Here is a 17,854-nt window from a genome sequence, read left to right on the forward strand (position 1 = left end):
GGGAGAGCGTCATGGAACCGTCTGCGCACGTCGACACCTTCGCCCGCGACCATCTGCCGCCGCAAGATCAATGGCCGGTGTTTCTGCTCGACAATCCCGACATCGCCTATCCGGCGCGCTTTAACTGCGCGACCGAGTTACTGGACCGGACCATCGAGGCGGGGCACCGCGACCGCCCGGCCATCTGGTCCGAGGTGAACGGCGAAGCCCGCGCCACCACGTATGGCGAGTTGCTTGCGTTGGTGAATCGCAGCGCACATGTGCTGGTCGATGAGTTGGGTCTAAAGCCCGGCAACCGCGTGTTGCTGCGTGGGCCGAATACCTTGCAGATGGCGGTGGCCGCGCTGGCCGCGCTGAAAGCGGGACTCGTGCTGGTGCCGACGATGCCCCTGCTGCGCGCGAAGGAACTCAAGCAGATCATCGACAAGGCGCAGATCGGCGCCGCCCTCTGCGACGCACGCCTGACCGACGAACTCGCCCGCTGCCGCGATCCGCAGGACGAATATTTTTGCGCGGGGCTGCAACAGACCTGCCTGTTCCATGACGACGGCGCGGACGCTCTCGAAACCCTCGCCACCAGCAAACCCGACCACTTCACCGCCTGCGATACCGCCGCCGACGACGTCTGCCTGATCGCCTTCACCAGCGGCACAACCGGCTTGCCGAAGGGCTGCATGCATTTTCATCGCGACGTGCTGATGATGTGCGACCTGTTCCCGCGGCATGTACTCAAACCCAGCGCCACCGATGTGTTCTGCGGCACGCCGCCACTCGCGTTCACTTTCGGCCTCGGCGGCGTCTTGTGCTTTCCGCTGCGGGTGGGCGCCTCCACCGTGCTGATCGAGCGGCTCACGCCCGAGAGCTTGCTACAGACGGTGGAGCGCTTTCACGCCACCATCATGTTCACCGCGCCCACCTTCTACCGGCAGATGGCGCCGCTCGTGCCGCGCTTCGATATTTCGAGCCTGCGGAAGACCGTTTCGGCCGGCGAAGCGCTGCCCGATTCGACGCGGCATCTGTGGCGCGAAGCGAGCGGCATCGAGATGATCGACGGTATCGGCGGGACCGAGCTGATCCATATTTTCATTTCGGCGGCGGGCGCGGATATCCGGCCGCATGCCATCGGCCGCGCGGTGCCGGGTTATATCGTGCAGGCCGTCGACGACGCCATGCAGCCGGTGCCGCCCGGCACCATCGGCAAGCTCGCCGTGCGCGGGCCGACCGGTTGCCGCTATCTGGCTGACGACCGCCAGACGAAGTTCGTGCGCGACGGCTGGAACCTGCCCGGCGACTCCGTCTATCTCGACGAGGACGGTTACGTGTTCTACCAGGCACGCGCCGACGACATGATCGTCTCCGCGGGCTATAACATCTCCGGCCCGGAAGTGGAGAGCGTGCTGCTGCAGCACGATGCGGTAGCGGAATGCGGCGTAGTGGGTGCGCCCGACGAAACGCGTGGCCAGGTCGTCAAGGCGTTTATCGTCCTTAATCCGGGCTTCACGGCTGACGACAGCATGGTCGCGCAGTTGCAGGAGTTCGTGAAGAACAACGTGGCGCCGTACAAATACCCGCGTCTGATCGCCTTCGTCGACGCGTTGCCGCGCACCGAAACCGGCAAGCTCAAGCGGTTTGCGTTACGCAGCCTGTAGCGTCGGGAGAAACGTCGCGGCGATTTGAACACCGCCGCGACGTGCAAAACTCAGTCGCCGAGCTTCGCATCAACGCAACCGGTGCTGCTGCATTCGCGCTCACGCTCGCGCAGGAATGCAACGCGCTGCTGCGTCATGTCGGTCGCGCATTCCAGATTGACGTAATAGCCGTCCTCTTTTTCAAAGCTGCATTTCGCATCGCGCTGACTGAGCCATGCGAGTTGCCCGTGCTTGAGCGTCGCCTGCTCGGCCGGTTGCAATGCCTTCTTCACACGGTCATATTCCTGATTCAGATCGCGATCGAGCTGGGAGAACTCGGTGCTCGCGCAATAAACCTGGTCAAACGCATTACGGGGCTTGCCGCAACCGGCCGCATAAGCCGTCATCGAAAACGCAGCCAGCAGTAAAGGTAAGGCGATTTTTTTCATGCTAAATGCATCCTTTCAAGTGAAGAGAAGTTTTACTATCGAAAAGCGTCATGCAGACACAGGCGGTTTTACGGCTTTCGGCAGACATCCATTCCAAACGCAATCCCGGCCACAATCGCCAAAAATCGTCTATGCATCGGGCGGTGCGCGACAGAGCGCCCAGCCCTGCTGGCCAGTTTGTGAGCACGAAAGGTAAACGCTTTTCCGCTTTATGTGAACCCGCCACAAACCGTAAAATCGGTTTTTGTCACCGCCTGACAGTTTTTAAGACGAACTTCAAAACAACTTATTTACTGATGCATGGCACGTGTGATAGAACCACTGTCGCCAATGATTGTGACGACTGCAACCTCCGGCGCCGTACATGGGATGCTTAAACCCGGCGTTACCCTTTTCATTCGGGACACACCATTGATTCGCGTCCGTTTGCCGAACCAGGCCTGACTCCATGCGCCCGCACTATTTACCGTCCAGCCATTCGCCTTTCTCGACCGAGCTTCGCCGGGAAGTCGCCGCGTATCTCGCGAGCAGGCAGGACCACCGGTTCGGCAATGCGGCGACCTGGCTGAAGGCGGGGAGCCTGCTGGCGATCGCCTGTGTGCTGTTTGTGCTGTGCTTCCGTGCCCACAGCCCCGCAACGTTCTTCGCGTCCTACGTCGGCATGTTTCTCGCGGCCGTGATGCTGTCGGTCAATTCCATGCATGACGCATCGCACGGCGCCCTGTCGAAGTCCAAATGGCTGAACACGCTCGTCATGCGCGCGGTCACGCTGCCACTCGGCATCGAGCCGGCCTACTGGCAAGCACGGCATGTCCGGTATCACCATGTCTATCCGAACATCGAGCATCACGACCTCGATACCGAGGCCAACGTGTTTCTGCGGCAAACGCCGTTTCAGGCATGGCACCCGCATTTCCGCTTTCAGCATCTGTACTGGCCGGCAATCGCCGCGCTCTCGCTGCCCTATATCAACTGGATCTACGACTGGTCGGACCGCCTCGGCACCACACCGCTGGCGCAGGACGGACTGCTGCCCGGCGCGCGCGGCTGGGCGCTGTTCATCGCTTCGAAGCTGGTTCACTTTGGCGTGTTCCTGGTGTTGCCGCTCGTGCTGCTCGGTCCCACGGTCGGCTACGGGACGGTCTTCGCCGCGTATCTGGCGGGTCAAATGCTCGCCTCATCCATCCTGTTGATGCTGATCCTCGGTACGCATTGGGCCGAGACGGAGTTTTATCTGCTGCCCGCCGACGGCCGCTTGCCGCACACGCGCGACGAGCACGCCTTCCTGACCTGCTGCGACTGGATCACGCGCCCCGCTTTCATCGGCGCCTGGCTGGGCGGTCTCAATCACCATCTCACGCATCATCTGTTTCCGGGGCATGGGCATCGGCACTATCGTGCGATTGCGCCGATCGTCGAGCGCCTGGCGCGGCAACACGGTCTGCCCTATCGGGCGATCGGTTACGCTGAACTGCTTTCGAGCCAGCAGCGTTTCCTGAGAAAGATGGGGCAGGCGCCCCGGAGTCTGTCGGCATGACCACCCTCGTCACCGGCGCCACTAGCGGGCTTGGCCGCAACGCCGCCGCGTTTCTTGCGCAGCAGCGCCGCAGCGTACGCACCACCGGCCGTAATCGCGCGGCCGGCGAGGCGCTGCAGGCGCTCGGCATGGCGTTCGTGCCGCTCGACCTCGCCGGCGCCACCAGCGCCGATCTGGAGTCTCTGCTGCAAGGTGTCGATACGGTGTGGCATTGCGCGGCGCTGTCGTCGCCATGGGGCGCATGGGCCGACTTTCACGCGGCCAATGTGCTCGCCACCTCGCGCCTCGCGCATGCGGCAGTCGCGAACGGGGTGCGCCGCTTCATCCATATCTCGACTCCCGCGCTCTATTTCGATTTCAACCACCGGCTCGATATCGAAGAAACGTTTCGCCCGGCCAGCTATGTGAACCACTACGCGAGCACCAAGGCGCAGGCCGAGGACGTCATCCGCGCGGTCGCCGCCACGCATCCGGATACCACCTTCGTGATGCTGCGGCCGCGCGCCATTTTCGGTCCGCACGACCGGGTACTGCTGCCGCGCATCCTGCGGCTGTTGCGCGAGCGCGGCGGTCGCTTGCCGCTGCCGCGCGCAGGCACGGCCAAGGTCGATCTGACCTATGTGGGCAACGTGATCCATGCGATGCAACTGGCCACCACCAGCCCCGATGTGCGCTCCGGCGAAGCCTTCAACATCACCGGTAACGAGCCCACTTGCCTGCGCGACGTGCTCGACGTCCTGCTGACGCGGCTCGGCATCGCCTACCGGATCAAGGACGTGCCGTATCCCGTCCTCGACCTCGCCGCCCGCGCCATGCAGCGCTGGGCCGCGATCAGCGGACGCGAACCGCTACTGACGCGCTATAGCGTCGGCGCATTGAGTTTCGACATGACGCTCAGCACGCGCAAAGCGCAGCAGGTGCTCGGCTATCAACCGCGCTGGACGCTGCAGCAGAGCATCGAAGAGACCGTCAACTGGATCAGGGCACATGGCGACGATTACGGTCTTTGAAGCCGGCTACTGCACGCACATGGCGTGCATGGCGCTAAAGGGTGCGGGCTTCGCAAGCTGCCGGTTTCCGGCGCGGGCGTATCTGATCGAAACGTCCCGCGGACGCTGGCTGTGGGATACCGGGTATGCGCAGCACTTCCACGACCATACGAAGAGCGGCCTCTTCTCTCTATACCGGCGCGTGACGCCGGTTTACTTCGACGCGAAAGAGGCCGTGGTCAGTCAGCTAAAAGCGCGCGGCATGCAGCCGCGCGATCTCACCGCCGTGATCCTGTCGCACTTCCATGGCGACCATATTGCCGGCTTGCGCGATCTGCAGGGCGTGCCCACTTACCTCTCGGGCGCCGGTTGGGAAGCGACGCGTGGTCTGCGCGGCATCGGCGCATTGCGCAAGGGTTTCGTACCGGGCCTGATTCCGCCGGACTTCGAGTCGTCCACTGTGTTTGTCGAAAGCTTCGAGCGGGTTGCCCTGCCTTCCGAGCTTGAACCGTTCCGCCAGGGCTTCGGGCTGCCAGGCGCGTGCACGGAAGTGATTCTGGTCGAATTGCCTGGACACGCCGCCGGTCATCTCGGCGCCTTCGTCAGTACCGCTGACGGTTGGGTACTGCTCGCATCCGATGCGGCCTGGTCGCCGAAGAGCTATCAGCAACTGGTGGGACCGTCCGTCATCGCACACGCCATCATGGACAGTCCCGCCGAATACCATCAAACCTTGCGCGACCTGAATGCGCTGCATACGCGCGGCGAAGTGAAGATCTGCCTCACGCACGAAGGGGCGTTGTAATGCGCCTTGCAGAGACGCTCTGGTCGTATTGGCAGACACGCCGCTTGCGCTTCGCGACCCGCGAGGTGCTCGAACAACATCAGCAGCGCAAGCTAAAGCAGTTTATCCGCCTGCACCTGACGCGCAGTCCGTGGTTCGCACCGCATCTGTCGCAACCGCTGCAAACGTGGCCGTTGATGAACAAGGCGGTCATGATGGAGCATTTCGACCGCATCAATACGGCGGGACTCAAGCTCGACGAAGTGCTCGCCTGTGCGATGCAGGCCGAACACTCGCGCGACTTCGAGGCTACCGTGAACGGCTATAGCGTGGGCCTGTCTTCGGGCACCTCCGGTTCGCGCGGTGTGTTCGTCGTGAGTCCGGCCGAGCAGGCGAAGTGGGCGGGTGTCCTGCTCGCCAAACTCCTGCCGCGCGGACTCTTTCACGGCGAGCGGGTCGCGCTGTTTCTGCGCGCCAACAACAACCTGTATTCGTCGGTGCGCAATCCGTGGCTTTCGTTTGAGTTCTTCGACCTGTTCGAGCCGTTCGACGCGCATTTCGAGCGCCTGAACCGCTACGATCCGACCATCGTCGTGGGCCCGGCACAGGTGCTGCGCAGTCTGGCGCTGGCTAGAACCGCAGGATACCTGACGATCAAACCGCACAAGGTCATCTCCGGCGCCGAAGTGCTGGACCCGCTCGATAAGGTGCTGATCGGCGCCTCGCTCGGGACAGTCGGCGAGGTCTATCAGGCCACGGAGGGTTTTCTCGCGGCCACCTGCGAATACGGCACGCTGCACCTGAACGAAGCGCATATCCACGTCGAACCTCAATGGCTCGACGGCGAACGCTTTGTGCCGGTCATCACGGATTTCACGCGCGTGACGCAGCCCATTGTGCGTTACCGTTTAGACGACATCCTCGTGCGGCGTTCGACGCCTTGCCCCTGCCATAGCCATGAGATGGCACTGGAGCGGATCGAAGGACGCTGCGACGACCTGCTGCGCCTGCCCGGTGCAAACGGCGCGCCGGTGGAGGTGTTCGCCGACGGCCTGTCCCGAGCCATTGCGCAAACGCTGCCGCGCACGGCGGACTATCGGCTGGTTCAAACCGGGCCGGCGTCGCTCGCACTTTACGTCGACGCGCCAGGTGCGCCGCTCACGCAATATGAGGCCGATCTGAGCGCCTATCTGCAACGCCTGGGCGTGGCGACTGCAAGCCTGGAATGGGACCTGCACGCCGCCTTGCCGCCCACCGATTTCAGCGCCAAACGCCGGCGCATCACCCGGCTTCGGGAGGCACGCTGATGCCTGTACTCGCGCGCTTGCGCTTCATGTTGCTGGGGTGGGGGGCGGTGGGCGTGGCCTACACGACCGGCCGCGTGCTCTCCGGTACGCCGACCCTGCTGCCCGAAACCGCACTCGACCGCCTGATTCCATTCAATCCGGCGGGCGTGTGGCTCTATCTGTCGTTTTTCCTGCTAGTGCCGCTCGCCTTCCTGACCACGGATGCGGCCCGCGTGCCTCGCCTCGCCCGTGCAATGCAACTGTGTGCGGTGGTATCCGCGGTGATCTTCGTGCTGTGGCCCACTACGCTCCATTACCCGCCGATCCCGTCCGGCGCCGCAGGGGCATCGTTGCTTGACGGGCTGATCGCCTCGGATTCCGCGCAGAACTGTTTTCCGTCGCTGCATGGCGCGCTGACCTTGCTGTGCGTCGCCGCCCTCTGCAGCCGGCGCAGGCCGGTTGCAAGCGTGCTGGCGGTGCTGTGGGGCTTCGGGATCGGCTGGTCGGTCATCCAGACGCGCCGCCATCTGGCGATCGACCTCGGCGCAGGCATGCTGCTCGGCTGCGCCAGCGGCTGGCTGGTCGCCCATCTGAGCCGCCTGCGCGATCGGCGAGCGACATCCCCGGCTGCGTCCTCGAACGCCAAAGCCGCGTTCGAAACAGAACTGGAAAGCGAATCATGAATGCAATGGCCCTCCCCCTGCTGATCACGCTCGCTTGCGTGCTACTGGAGCTGGGGTACTCGCGTGTCCGGCGCGGCCTGGCGATTCCGTGGCGGGACGTGATCCTGAATCTGGATTCCGGGCATATCCTGATGTGGTTCTTCCGGGGCATCGAAGTCGCGGTCTTTGCGTGGATCCTGGCGCACGTCAACCTGCATTGGCTCGATCGCTGGCATCCCGCCGCCGTGTGGATCTTCGCGATCCTCGCGTGGGATCTCGGGTTCTACTGGATGCATCGCCTGCATCATTCGTTCGGGGTGCTATGGAGCGTTCACGTGGTCCACCACGAGGGCGAGCACTTCAATCTCTCGCTCGGCATCCGCAACTCCTGGTATTCGTCGCTGACCACGCTGCCGTTTACGACGATACCGCTCGCTTTGGCCGGCGTTCCGCTGGACATCTTCATTGCCGTGTCGACGCTTCACTACACCGTGCAGTTCTATAACCACAACGGTATCGTCGGCCGCTCCGGACTGCTGGACCGGTTTCTGGTCACCCCCGCGAATCACCGGGTTCACCATGGGCACAACGCCGAGTATCGCGACCGCAATTTCGGCGGCACCTTCCTCATCTGGGACAAGCTGTTCGGCACGTTTCAGCGCGAACTGCCTGGCGTGCCGATCCAGTACGGCATCGCCACGCCCACAGATTCCACCAATCCATTCTGGGCGAACACGGTGCCGCTGCTGCGCTATGCGGGCTTACGCGTGCCGCGGCTCACCAGCGTGCGCCGCCTTTCTGTGCCCGACGCGGTGATCGCAAGCGGCGGCGTGATCCTGTTCGGCGTCGTCACCTACTACGTGCATCGCAACGGCACCTGGCCGGAATTTGGGCAGCCCACCTTCTTCGCCCTGATCTTCGCCGCAACGCTTGCATTGGGTGGCATGTCGGATGGCCGCCTCTGGGGTGTGGCGAGCTGGGTTGTCATCGCCGCGCTCTCGCTCGCCATCATGCCGCTGTATTTCGGCCTGCGCGATCCTCTCGGGCTGAGTCTGCTAGGCGCGCTGCTCGTGCACAGCGTCGTGGCCGCTATCGTCACGCTACGTGTGCGGGAAAAAGCGTCGAGCTATGTCCAAACCTGATATTCGCCGCCGCGACCTCGATTTCAACATGAAGGACGCCATTCCCGTTCACTGGCTGGACGGCGAGTGCCACATCACGCGCCATTACGACGCCATGTCGATCATGTTCCCGGAAGGCGAACGCGCGTTCATCGAGAGCGTGTCCCTGTATCGCGACCATATCGCGCCTGGGACGCCGCTCGCCGAGGACGTCGCCGGGTTTGTCGGCCAGGAAGCGATCCATCGACGCGAACATCAACGCTATAACGCGAGGCTCGCGGCGCAGGGCGCGCCGGTTGCCGCGCTCGAGCGCCAGGTTGCCGGACAACAGGAGTTTGCGCGCCGCTATCTGCCGGATAGCGTGCGGCTCGCCATCACGGTGTGTCTCGAACACTTCACCGCCATGCTCGCCGACCAGATGCTCCGGCAGCGTGCCTGCATGAAGGGCGCGGATCCGCGCATGCGCCGCATCTGGGGGTGGCACGCGGTGGAAGAAACCGAACATAAAGGCGTCGCGTTCGATGTCTTCGCGCACGTCATCCGCCATCCGGTGAAGCGCTACGCATTGCGTTGCGCAGCCATGCTGTGGGTCACAGCCATCTTTACGCTGCTGGCCTGGGGTTTTACGTTCAGCCTCGTCAAACACGATCGCCGCCTCACGGACTGGCGCGGCTGGGGACGCTTGCTGCGCTATCACTTCGTCTCGCCTGGCGCGCTCGTGCGCATCGTGCCGCACTGGCTCGCCTGGTTCTCGCCGGGTTTTCACCCATGGCAACACGACAACCGCGAGCTCGTGCGCGAGGCTTACCGGGAATATGACGTGCCGTGGGACGAAGGCCGCGCGAGGCTGTAGATTCGACCGGGCCAGGTCTCGCCCGGTTTGTGAGGCGGTGCTTCACTCTATATTTAGCACTATCCAAGCCGGCTATGATGTGACACTCCACAGGCCCGGATCTCATACTCATGCTCACCGTCCATCATCTGAACAACTCACGCTCGCAGCGCGTCCTGTGGCTGCTTGAAGAACTCGGTGTGCCGTACGAGATCAAGCGCTATGAGCGCGACGCCAAAACCATGCTGGCGCCGCCCGAATTGCGCGCCATCCATCCGCTCGGCAAATCGCCGGTAATCACGGACGACGGCCTGACCATCGCCGAATCGGGCGCCATCATCGAATATCTGGTGGACCGCTACGGCCAGGGACGCTTCGCGCCCGCTGTCGGGACACCCGAGCGTCTGCGCTATACGTACTGGCTGCACTACGCGGAAGGGTCGGTAATGCCGCCGTTGCTGCTCAAGCTGGTGGCGTTGCGAATCGCCAGCGCGCCGATGCCGTTCTTCGCCAGGCCAATTGCACGCAAGATTGCTTCGACGCTGCAATCGAGCTTCGTGGATCCGCAGATCAAGCTGCACCTGGGCTATATCAACGACGCGTTGACGCCCACCGGCTGGTTCGTCGGCAACGAATTCAGCGCCGCGGACGTCCAAATGAGCTTCCCGCTCGAAGCCGCCACGGCGCGCGGCGGGGTCGTCAGCCATATCGCTGCCATCAACGGCTTTCTCGAACGCATCCATGCGCGTCCCGCGTATCAGCGCGCGCTGGAACGCGGCGGCAAGTACGAACTGTTGGGCTGAGTATTGCTGACCCATAGGGCAACACGAGGGGCGCCGCACGCCGCCTGGATCGCCCATGCTCGCCTCAGGTTCGAGAGGCGTAACATCTTGGTTTCCGACGCTAATCCACACCGGAGACCTGCCGCATGACTCACAACATCGACGGGCGCAAACGCTGGCTCGCCCTGATCGTCCTGTGCCTGGGCGTGCTGATGATCGTCCTCGACTCGACGATCGTAAACGTCGCGCTGCCGTCCATCGCCGCAGATCTCGGCTTCTCCGAAACCTCGCTGGTATGGGTCGTGAACGCCTATATGCTGACCTTCGGCGGCTGCCTGCTGCTCGGCGGCAGGCTCGGCGACCTGTACGGCCATCGCAAGCTGTTTCTGGGCGGCATTACGCTCTTCACGCTGGCTTCGCTGGCCTGCGGCATGGCGAATTCCCAGGTGCTGCTGGTCTGCGCGCGCGCCGTGCAGGGGTTTGGCGGCGCGGTGGTGTCGGCGGTCTCGCTGTCGCTGATCATGAACCTGTTCACCGAGCCGGGCGAGCGCGCCAAGGCCATGGGCGTGTACGGCTTCGTGTGTGCGGGCGGCGGCAGCATCGGCGTGTTGATGGGCGGTCTGCTCACCAACCTGTTGAGCTGGCACTGGATCTTTCTGGTCAACCTGCCTATCGGCATTGCCGTTTACGCGCTGTGTGTCGCGCTGCTGCCCGATGGCCGAGGCCACACACGCGGCGAGCGGCTCGACGTCGCCGGTGCCGCGACGGTGACCGCCTCGCTGATGCTCGCGGTCTATGCCATCGTGAACGGCAACGAGGCGGGCTGGACCTCGCTGCCCACCCTCGGCATGCTCGTCGCCGCGCTGGCGCTGCTCGTGCTGTTCCTGCGCATCGAAGCGCGCGTGCAGCACCCGCTGATGCCGCTGGGCCTTTTCAGGCTGCGCAACGTTGCGGTCGCGAATGTGGTCGGCGTGTTGTGGGCGGCGGCGATGTTCGCGTGGTTCTTTATCTCCGCCCTCTATCTGCAGCGCGTGCTGGGTTATCGGCCCATGCAGGTCGGGCTCGCTTTTCTGCCGGCCAACCTGATCATGGCGTTGTTCTCGCTTGGGTTGTCCGCTCGCCTCGTGATGCGCTTCGGTCTGCGCCTGCCGCTCGGCGTCGGCTTGCTGCTGGCTGCCGCGGGGCTCGCATGGTTTGCGCGGGCGCCGGCTGACGGCAGCTTTGTCATTGATGTGCTGCCCGGCATGACCCTGCTCGGACTCGGCGCGGGGATTGCGTTCAACCCGGTTCTGCTGGCCGCGATGAGCGACGTCGAAGCGAGCGAGTCCGGCCTCGCCTCGGGCATCGTCAATACCTCGTTCATGATGGGCGGCGCGGTGGGTCTCGCGGTACTCGCAAGCCTTGCCGCGGCGCGCACCACTGCGCTGCAGGCGAGCGAGGCGCCTGCGGCGGCGCTGAACGGCGGATATCACGTCGCGTTTCTGACCGGTGCGATTTTTGCCGCGGTTGCGGCGCTGTTCGGGGCGTTGCTGCTACGCACCCACACGACGGCGGCCGGCGAGGCTGACGCGGATGCACAAGCAGACGCCACTGCCGACAACACGGGTGTCACGCACAGGCCACATGCCAGCCGCGACACCACCACCGAAAACGGCTAACTCCTGCAGAGGCCCACGGCGAAGGGTAGGTCGCCGCGCCGATCCAAAATGCGCAAGCCCGATCAAATCAGCTACCGCGCCACTCGCTATGCTGGCTTCATGCTGACACGAGAGCTGGTATGAACCCCGTCAAAAAAGCGCTCTGGTTTATCGAAAGCCACTATTCGCGCGAGTTGACACTCGACGACATCGCGAGCGGCGGCTGCGTTTCGCGCTACCACCTGTCGCGTGCCTTCGAAGCGGCAACGGGCCGCTCGGTGATGCGTTACGTGCGGGCACGACGCCTGACCGAAGCGGCGCGGCGTCTGGCAGGCGGCGCACCCGATATTCTGGCAGTAGCCATGGAAGCGGGATACGGCTCTCATGAGGCATTCACGCGCGCGTTTCGCGAGCAGTTCGGGCTCACGCCCGAGGCGTTGCGCGCGCAGGGACATCTCGACAACATCCCCCTCGTGGAGCCGATCAAAATGGATGAAACCGTTCTTACCAACCTTCCTCCGCCTCGCTTCGAGAACGGCAAGCCGCTGCTCGTCGCGGGCCTCGCCGAACGCTACACCTGCGATACCAGCGCGGCCATTCCCGCCCAGTGGCAGCGCTTTAACGAATACTTCGGCAAAGTGCCCGGACAGATCGGCAACGTCGCCTACGGCATCTGCTATAACGCCGACGACAGCGGCAATTTCGACTATCTATGCGGTGTCGAAGTCAGCGACTTCTCCAGCCTGCCTGCCGGGTTGAGCCATGTGCGGGTGCCCGAGCAGCGCTATGCCGTCTTCGCGCACCATGAGCATATCGCCGTGATTCGGCGCAGTTGGAACACCATCTGGAATCAATGGCTGCCGGAATCGGGGCATACGCCCGCCGACGCGCCGAACTTCGAGCGCTACAGCGAGCAGTTCGACCCCGTCACAGGCATGGGCGGCTTCGAGATCTGGCTGCCGCTCAAGACGTGATGGCGCCTTGACGGAGCGCGGCGATCCGCAACCGCTCGACGCCCTCGGCAAACGCCAGCACAACCTGGTGCCCGTCCCGTTCGCGGATGCTGATCGTCTGGTCGCGTTCATCGCGCGGCCCGACCGCGACGAAGACAGGCACCTGCTTCTCGCGCGCATCGACGATTTTCTTCTCCAGCCGCTCCGGGCGATCGTCGAGCACGACCCTGACGCCGGCGTCTTCAAGCGCCTGCACCACCTGCGCGGCATACGCCGCGCAGGCGTCGTTGATCGTCGCCACGGCAACCTGCTCCGGCGCGAGCCACAACGGCAGCCAGCCTTCGTGATGCTCGAGCAGCATGGCGATGAAACGCTCCATGCTGCCCAGCACAGCGTGATGGATCATCACCGGCCGCTCGCGCTCGTTGCGCTCGTTGACGTAGAGCGCGTCAAGCCGCTCGGGCAAGACGAAATCGAGCTGAATCGTGCCGCACTGCCAACTACGTCCCCGGCTATCGAGCAGATGAAATTCCAGCTTGGGACCGTAGAACGCACCCTCGCCCTCGCGCACGTCGAACTGCAGTCCGGCCGCCAGCGCGGCTTGGGCCAACGCCGCTTCGGCACGATCCCAGACCTCGTCGGCGCCTGCCCGCAACGCGGGGCGCGTCGCCAGGGCGACGGAGAAAGCGGGAAAGCCGAGGTCGGCGTAGACGTTACGCAGCAGATCGCAAAAGCGTCCGACTTCGAGCTCGATCTGCGCCTCCGTGCAAAAGACATGCGCGTCGTCCTGCACGAATGCGCGCGTGCGCTTGAGGCCCTCTAGCGAACCGGAAGGCTCATCGCGATGACAGGCGCCGAACTCGCTATAACGCACCGGCAACTCGCGGTACGAACGCACGCGCTGATTAAACACCTGTACGTGGCAGGGGCAGCTCATGGGCTTGAGACACAGCGCGCGGGCTTCGGACGCACCATCCGCATCGTGCGCTTCGCTCGCGCCGCCCGAACCCTGTCCTTCGGATAACGAATACATCTGGGCGCCAAATTTCTCCCAATGACCGCTGCGCTCCCAGATGGAGCGGGCGAGCAGTTGCGGCGTGCGGATTTCGCGGAAGCCCGCGCGCCGCATCCGCTGGCGAATATAGTCTTCCAGCACGCGATACAGCTCCCAGCCGCGCGGATGCCAGAAAACCATGCCGGGACCTTCCTCCTGCTGGTGGAAAAGGTCCAGCTTGTTACCTAAAACACGATGATCGATGTCGTTCACAGTACGCTCCGTTTGATATGAGCCAACGACGGAGGGCCGTAAACGCCAAGAGCCCCGTCCGTCTCCGGCGGGGCCCTTGGGGGTTTGCAGCAGCTTCTTGCTTTAGCGCGCGCAACCTCCAGACGACCCGCCCATGAGGGTGGTCGTCGTGGTGGTGACAGCCGCGAAGGAAAGCGAATAGAGGTCCATGGATCGACATTAAACGATTTGATGACGCTACGTCAATCGATGCCTGCGGGAATTTCCTCGCCACCCTTCAACGCCGGCTCAACCTCAAACGCTTCACCGGTGGCAAAAAACGTCCCACCGGCCACGTAATGACAGGTACGCAATTCCGGGTCGTCGCCGAAGTGCCAGCGGTTCTTCGAATAGACCCGGCTGTCCGCATACGCGGCCACCACTTCGCCGATGATCAGATCGTGGCGCTGGCTATCGTCGGGAATCACCTTGCATTCGAGCCACGTGATGCAACCGGCCAGCATCGGCACGTCGATGCGCTGCCCTGCAAACGTCTCCAGGCCGAAGGCGGCGAACTTGTCGAGATCGGCGCCCGGCGTCGTGCCAACCGCGAGCGTTTGTCTCGCGAATGCGCGGCTCGGCAATTGCAGGCCGAACACGCCGCTGGCTTCGATCAGTTGTCGCGTGAGCGTGCGGCTGTCGACCACCACCACGACCTTGGGTGGATTGAAATCCAGCGGCATCGCCCACGAAGCCGCCATGACGTTCGTGCGCCCTGCATGCGCACTGGTGATGACGGTGACCGGACCGTGATTCAGTAACTGGGTCGCCCGCGACAATTCCACTGCTTCTCTGGTGCCTTTCATACGTTCCTTCATCGTGCCGACGGTGTATCGATTCGTGCGGTCTGCCCAGGCATCCCGGCCACGCCACATGGCATTCTAGCCAGGCCGCGACCGGGTCGTGCGAGCCGCGTTCAGGCCGCCGGGCGGCTGCGCATTCCGTGTAACACCTGCCTCTTCGAGCGGCCGCCACGTTTCGACGCGCATCGAAGCATACAGACCGCGTGAACGCCTATGATGGGAGCATCGCAGGAGAACCGATCATGTGCCCTCACCCGAATATCGCATCCACCGCCTTCCTGATCTCCGATCCGGCCCGCGCCAGCATGCTGATGGCGCTGGTCGACGGACACGCGCTACCCGCCGGCGAGCTCGCCTACGCGGCCGGCGTGACCGCCCAGACGGCCAGTACACATCTGGCGAAGCTGCTGGCCGGTGGCCTCGTCGAAGTGGAAGCGCAGGGCCGTCACCGCTATTACCGGTTAGGCGGGTCGCACGTAGCATTGCTGCTGGAAAACCTCGCCTCGATCACGCCATTGAGCCGCCCTCGTACCAGGCCGCTCAGCGGCGACGCGCAGAAACTGCGCTTTGCGCGCTGCTGCTACGACCATCTGGCCGGGCAACTCGGCGTGGCGATGACCCAGGCGCTGGAGCGGCGTGGGGTGATCGTTGCAGCGGCGGACAAGCAATTCGAGGTCACGTCAGAGGGGATCGAATGGTTCGGCAGGATGGGCCTGAATGTGCCGGCGTTGCAGCCCACCCGGCGCGGCCTTGCGCGCCAGTGTCTGGACTGGTCGGAGCGGCAGCATCATCTGGCGGGACCGCTCGGTGTGCAATGGATGAGCCTGCTGTGCACCAACGGCTGGCTGCGGCGGGTCAAGGCCACACGCGCGGTGCAGGTGACGCCGCACGGCTGGGTGTGGTTGAAAGAACAATTGGGCATCGAAGGCAGGTTGGGAGAACTCGCCCACGATGCCTGAGACGCGCCGCCGTGCGGCGGTGGTCTTGCTGCGCAAATTGGCGAGTCGCGCGCGGCAGCCCTTGCCCGCGCATCCGCGCTAGCTCTTCTCGCTATGCGCCACATCCAACGGTTTGTGCTGCTCTTCGCCGAGCCCTGGGAAAAACGCATTCCACGCCGCACGAACGCCTTCGGCCGCGGTCGCTTCGGCGCTGAAGGTTTCGCTCTCGCCGGAGCGGGCCGGATCGGCAGAGAGCCCTCGCCAATGCGTGAACACCAGCAGCGGCTTTTCACTCCACTCTTTATCACCGAACTTCGCAAACGCGGTCTCGCCGCTCACAAGCTGAACTTCATACCAGCCGTCACGGACAGGGGCGTAACGGTCCAGCGGAAACCACGCGGTCGGTCGAATGTCCATCATGTCCTCTCTGGTCGAAAGATCGTCACGAGTGAACAGAAGGCATTCTTCATGCCCGACGCTGCGGCTGAGCGCCGTCAACATGACGCGAAGGCCCGCGCGTATTCAGCGCGGGCGAAGGGCATCGGTGGCCGGCTGTTGCGTCGACGCGCGCGATGCGCGTGTGACGAGGTAAGGAGCAGTCACCCTCTGTTGCAGCGAGAGTAAGACTTACACGGTATGTCGATGCAGCAAGCGGCGCGCGCCACCCGCCACTTTGCTCACACACTGCGCGAGCGCGCCGACCGCATCCGCAATCTGCTCGGCAGGCGTGTTGCCGTAGCCGATCACGAGGCCGTTGTCCTCATCGCACGGTTGCAGCGCGAAGCTGGAGAGCGCACGCGGATTGAGCCGCTGCTGCTGCGCCAGATCGACGACCGCGCGGTCCGAAATACGCGGCGGCAAGCGAAGCGTCAGATGCATGCCGCAATTGCCGCCGAGAATCTGTGCCGCTTCGAAGTACCCGGCCAGCGCCTCGCGCAACGCCTGCTGCCGCTCGCGATAGAGCCGCCGCATGCGCCCAAGGTGACGGCCAAATTCGCCCGCTTCGATAAAGTTTGCCAACGCCGTTTGCTCGAGCCGGTGGCCGCCGCGCAGCATCTCTTGCAGCGCGATGCGCGTAGGCTCCGCCATGCTGCGCGGCAGCACCACAAAGCCGATGCGCAGCGCCGGAAACATCGTCTTGCTGAACGACCCCACATACAGCACCGGAGCATCGGGCACGAGCCCCTGCATGCTGGCAATCGGCTCGCCCGTGTGACGAAACTCGCCGTCGTAGTCATCCTCGATCAACCAGGCGCCGATGCGTCGCGCCTGCGCAATGAGATCGAGCCGCCGCGCCACGGAGAGTACCGCGCCAGTCGGATACTGGTGCGCGGGCGACGTATAGATCAGCTTGGGCGGGCTGACACGCCAGGCATCCGGCGGCACGACCATGCCCTCATGATCGACCCGCATCGGCACGGTCTTCAGATCGCCCAGGTTGAAAGCGGCTTTGGCGCCGCGATAACCCGGATCTTCGACCCACGCGGTATCGCCGGGGTTGGTGAGCAGGCTCACACACAGGTTTAGCGCCTCCTGGGCACCCTCGGTAATCACCACCTGAGAGCCGTCGCAGCGTACCCCGCGCGCCATCCGCAGATGCGCGGCGATGGCGTCGCGCAAAGCCGGCTCGCCCGCCGGCTCGCCGTAGCCAAGCAACTGAGGCAAGCCTTGCTCCATGGCCCGTTCCAGCGAGCGGCGCCAGGCGCTCAGCGGAAAGCGTTCCAGCGCCGGGCTGCCCGGTGTCATCACCGAGGTCATATCGAACTGCGTGCGAGTGGCGGCGAAGCGCATGAGCCGCGCCGCGTACGCGATCTCGGCCGGGGCCGGGTCCTGATGCGTGTCGGCGTGGGACGCGGCGCTCGAAAGCGAGCTCACCCGGGTGCCCCTGCGGTCGGCCAGTACATAGCCTTCGGCAAGCAAATGGTCGTAGGCGATGACCACCGTGTTGCGCGACACGCCGAGCTCCGCCGCGAGCAGCCGCGACGACGGCAACAACGCGCCCGCCGGCAGACGGCCGGCCAGAATCGCCTGCTGCAGACGCTCGATCAGTTGCTTCTGCAGCGGCACCGGCTTGCCGGCCGGCGTGAGCGCGCCGTGGGACAACGGCCCTATGATCTCGATCATCGTCACTGGACCTATCAAATGGTGGTTCTCTGGATCTTTTTAAC

17 protein-coding genes are annotated in these 17,854 nt (G+C 64.1%); 12 read left to right on the forward strand and 5 right to left on the reverse strand.

The genetic code is table 11. The features are described 5' to 3' along the window. Positions 1-11: 11 nt before the first annotated feature. Positions 12-1,649 carry an AMP-binding protein gene (locus tag BUS12_RS17020; RefSeq protein ID WP_074296863.1) on the forward strand — a complete coding sequence of 546 codons (1,638 nt, stop codon included), beginning with the start codon at positions 12-14 and terminating at the stop codon, positions 1,647-1,649. 50 nt (positions 1,650-1,699) lie between these two features. Here BUS12_RS17020 and BUS12_RS17025 read toward each other — a convergent pair whose 3' ends face one another. After that, positions 1,700-2,077: a lysozyme inhibitor LprI family protein gene (locus BUS12_RS17025; RefSeq protein WP_074296864.1), complete on the reverse strand. Its 378-nt coding sequence runs from the start codon at positions 2,075-2,077 to the stop codon at positions 1,700-1,702. Positions 2,078-2,525: 448 nt separating this feature from the next. Here BUS12_RS17025 and BUS12_RS17030 point away from each other — a divergent pair, with 448 nt between their 5' ends. From BUS12_RS17030 to BUS12_RS17075, 10 genes are all read left to right on the forward strand, one after another. Continuing rightward, positions 2,526-3,614 (forward strand): fatty acid desaturase family protein, encoded by a 1,089-nt coding sequence (locus tag BUS12_RS17030; RefSeq protein ID WP_074296866.1) that lies wholly within the window; start codon positions 2,526-2,528, stop codon positions 3,612-3,614. After that, positions 3,611-4,624 (forward strand): NAD-dependent epimerase/dehydratase family protein, encoded by a 1,014-nt coding sequence (locus BUS12_RS17035; RefSeq protein ID WP_074296868.1) that lies wholly within the window; start codon positions 3,611-3,613, stop codon positions 4,622-4,624. Before BUS12_RS17030 ends, BUS12_RS17035 begins: the two co-directional genes overlap by 4 nt. Continuing rightward, positions 4,602-5,408 (forward strand): MBL fold metallo-hydrolase, encoded by an 807-nt coding sequence (locus BUS12_RS17040; RefSeq protein ID WP_074296870.1) that lies wholly within the window; start codon positions 4,602-4,604, stop codon positions 5,406-5,408. The genes BUS12_RS17035 and BUS12_RS17040 overlap by 23 nt, the downstream gene beginning before the upstream one ends. Then, the gene (locus BUS12_RS17045; RefSeq protein WP_074296872.1) at positions 5,408-6,694 is read left to right on the forward strand and encodes a F390 synthetase-related protein; all 1,287 of its coding nucleotides are present in this window, start codon (positions 5,408-5,410) and stop codon (positions 6,692-6,694) included. Before BUS12_RS17040 ends, BUS12_RS17045 begins: the two co-directional genes overlap by 1 nt. After that, on the forward strand, positions 6,694-7,356 hold the full coding sequence (locus tag BUS12_RS17050) for a phosphatase PAP2 family protein (RefSeq protein ID WP_074296874.1): 663 nt from the start codon (positions 6,694-6,696) through the stop codon (positions 7,354-7,356). The genes BUS12_RS17045 and BUS12_RS17050 overlap by 1 nt, the downstream gene beginning before the upstream one ends. Next, positions 7,353-8,477: a sterol desaturase family protein gene (locus BUS12_RS17055; RefSeq protein ID WP_074296876.1), complete on the forward strand. Its 1,125-nt coding sequence runs from the start codon at positions 7,353-7,355 to the stop codon at positions 8,475-8,477. The genes BUS12_RS17050 and BUS12_RS17055 overlap by 4 nt, the downstream gene beginning before the upstream one ends. After that, positions 8,464-9,309: a metal-dependent hydrolase gene (locus BUS12_RS17060; protein ID WP_074296878.1), complete on the forward strand. Its 846-nt coding sequence runs from the start codon at positions 8,464-8,466 to the stop codon at positions 9,307-9,309. The genes BUS12_RS17055 and BUS12_RS17060 overlap by 14 nt, the downstream gene beginning before the upstream one ends. Positions 9,310-9,419: 110 nt before the next feature. Next, positions 9,420-10,091: a glutathione S-transferase family protein gene (locus BUS12_RS17065; protein WP_074296880.1), complete on the forward strand. Its 672-nt coding sequence runs from the start codon at positions 9,420-9,422 to the stop codon at positions 10,089-10,091. 125 nt (positions 10,092-10,216) lie between these two features. Beyond that, the gene (locus tag BUS12_RS17070) at positions 10,217-11,728 is read left to right on the forward strand and encodes an MFS transporter (protein ID WP_074296882.1); all 1,512 of its coding nucleotides are present in this window, start codon (positions 10,217-10,219) and stop codon (positions 11,726-11,728) included. Between the two features lie 119 nt (positions 11,729-11,847). Next, positions 11,848-12,681 carry an AraC family transcriptional regulator gene (locus BUS12_RS17075; protein WP_074296884.1) on the forward strand — a complete coding sequence of 278 codons (834 nt, stop codon included), beginning with the start codon at positions 11,848-11,850 and terminating at the stop codon, positions 12,679-12,681. Here BUS12_RS17075 and thrS read toward each other — a convergent pair. Together thrS and BUS12_RS17085 are read right to left on the reverse strand one after the other, a co-directional pair. Continuing rightward, complete coding sequence (thrS, locus tag BUS12_RS17080) at positions 12,671-13,927, reverse strand: threonine--tRNA ligase (protein WP_074296886.1); 1,257 nt, start codon at positions 13,925-13,927, stop codon at positions 12,671-12,673. The two genes, BUS12_RS17075 and thrS, sit on opposite strands and share 11 nt — an antisense overlap. Positions 13,928-14,148: 221 nt before the next feature. Next, a complete protein-coding gene (locus BUS12_RS17085; protein WP_074297615.1) occupies positions 14,149-14,751 on the reverse strand; it encodes a flavin reductase family protein in 603 nt (200 codons plus the stop codon). 239 nt (positions 14,752-14,990) lie between these two features. Here BUS12_RS17085 and BUS12_RS17090 point away from each other — a divergent pair, with 239 nt between their 5' ends. Next, a complete protein-coding gene (locus tag BUS12_RS17090; protein ID WP_074296888.1) occupies positions 14,991-15,707 on the forward strand; it encodes an ArsR/SmtB family transcription factor in 717 nt (238 codons plus the stop codon). Between the two features lie 78 nt (positions 15,708-15,785). Here BUS12_RS17090 and BUS12_RS17095 read toward each other — a convergent pair whose 3' ends face one another. Then, on the reverse strand, positions 15,786-16,106 hold the full coding sequence (locus BUS12_RS17095) for a hypothetical protein (RefSeq protein WP_171991669.1): 321 nt from the start codon (positions 16,104-16,106) through the stop codon (positions 15,786-15,788). A 207-nt stretch (positions 16,107-16,313) separates the two neighbouring features. Next, entirely contained in the window at positions 16,314-17,810 is a 1,497-nt protein-coding gene (locus BUS12_RS17100) for a MocR-like pyridoxine biosynthesis transcription factor PdxR (protein WP_074296891.1), read from the reverse strand. Between the last annotated feature and the right edge of the window lie 44 nt (positions 17,811-17,854).

Origin of the sequence: Paraburkholderia phenazinium (genome assembly GCF_900142845.1) — a bacterium.
In the GTDB taxonomy this organism is placed as follows: Bacteria; Pseudomonadota; Gammaproteobacteria; order Burkholderiales; family Burkholderiaceae; genus Paraburkholderia; species Paraburkholderia phenazinium_A.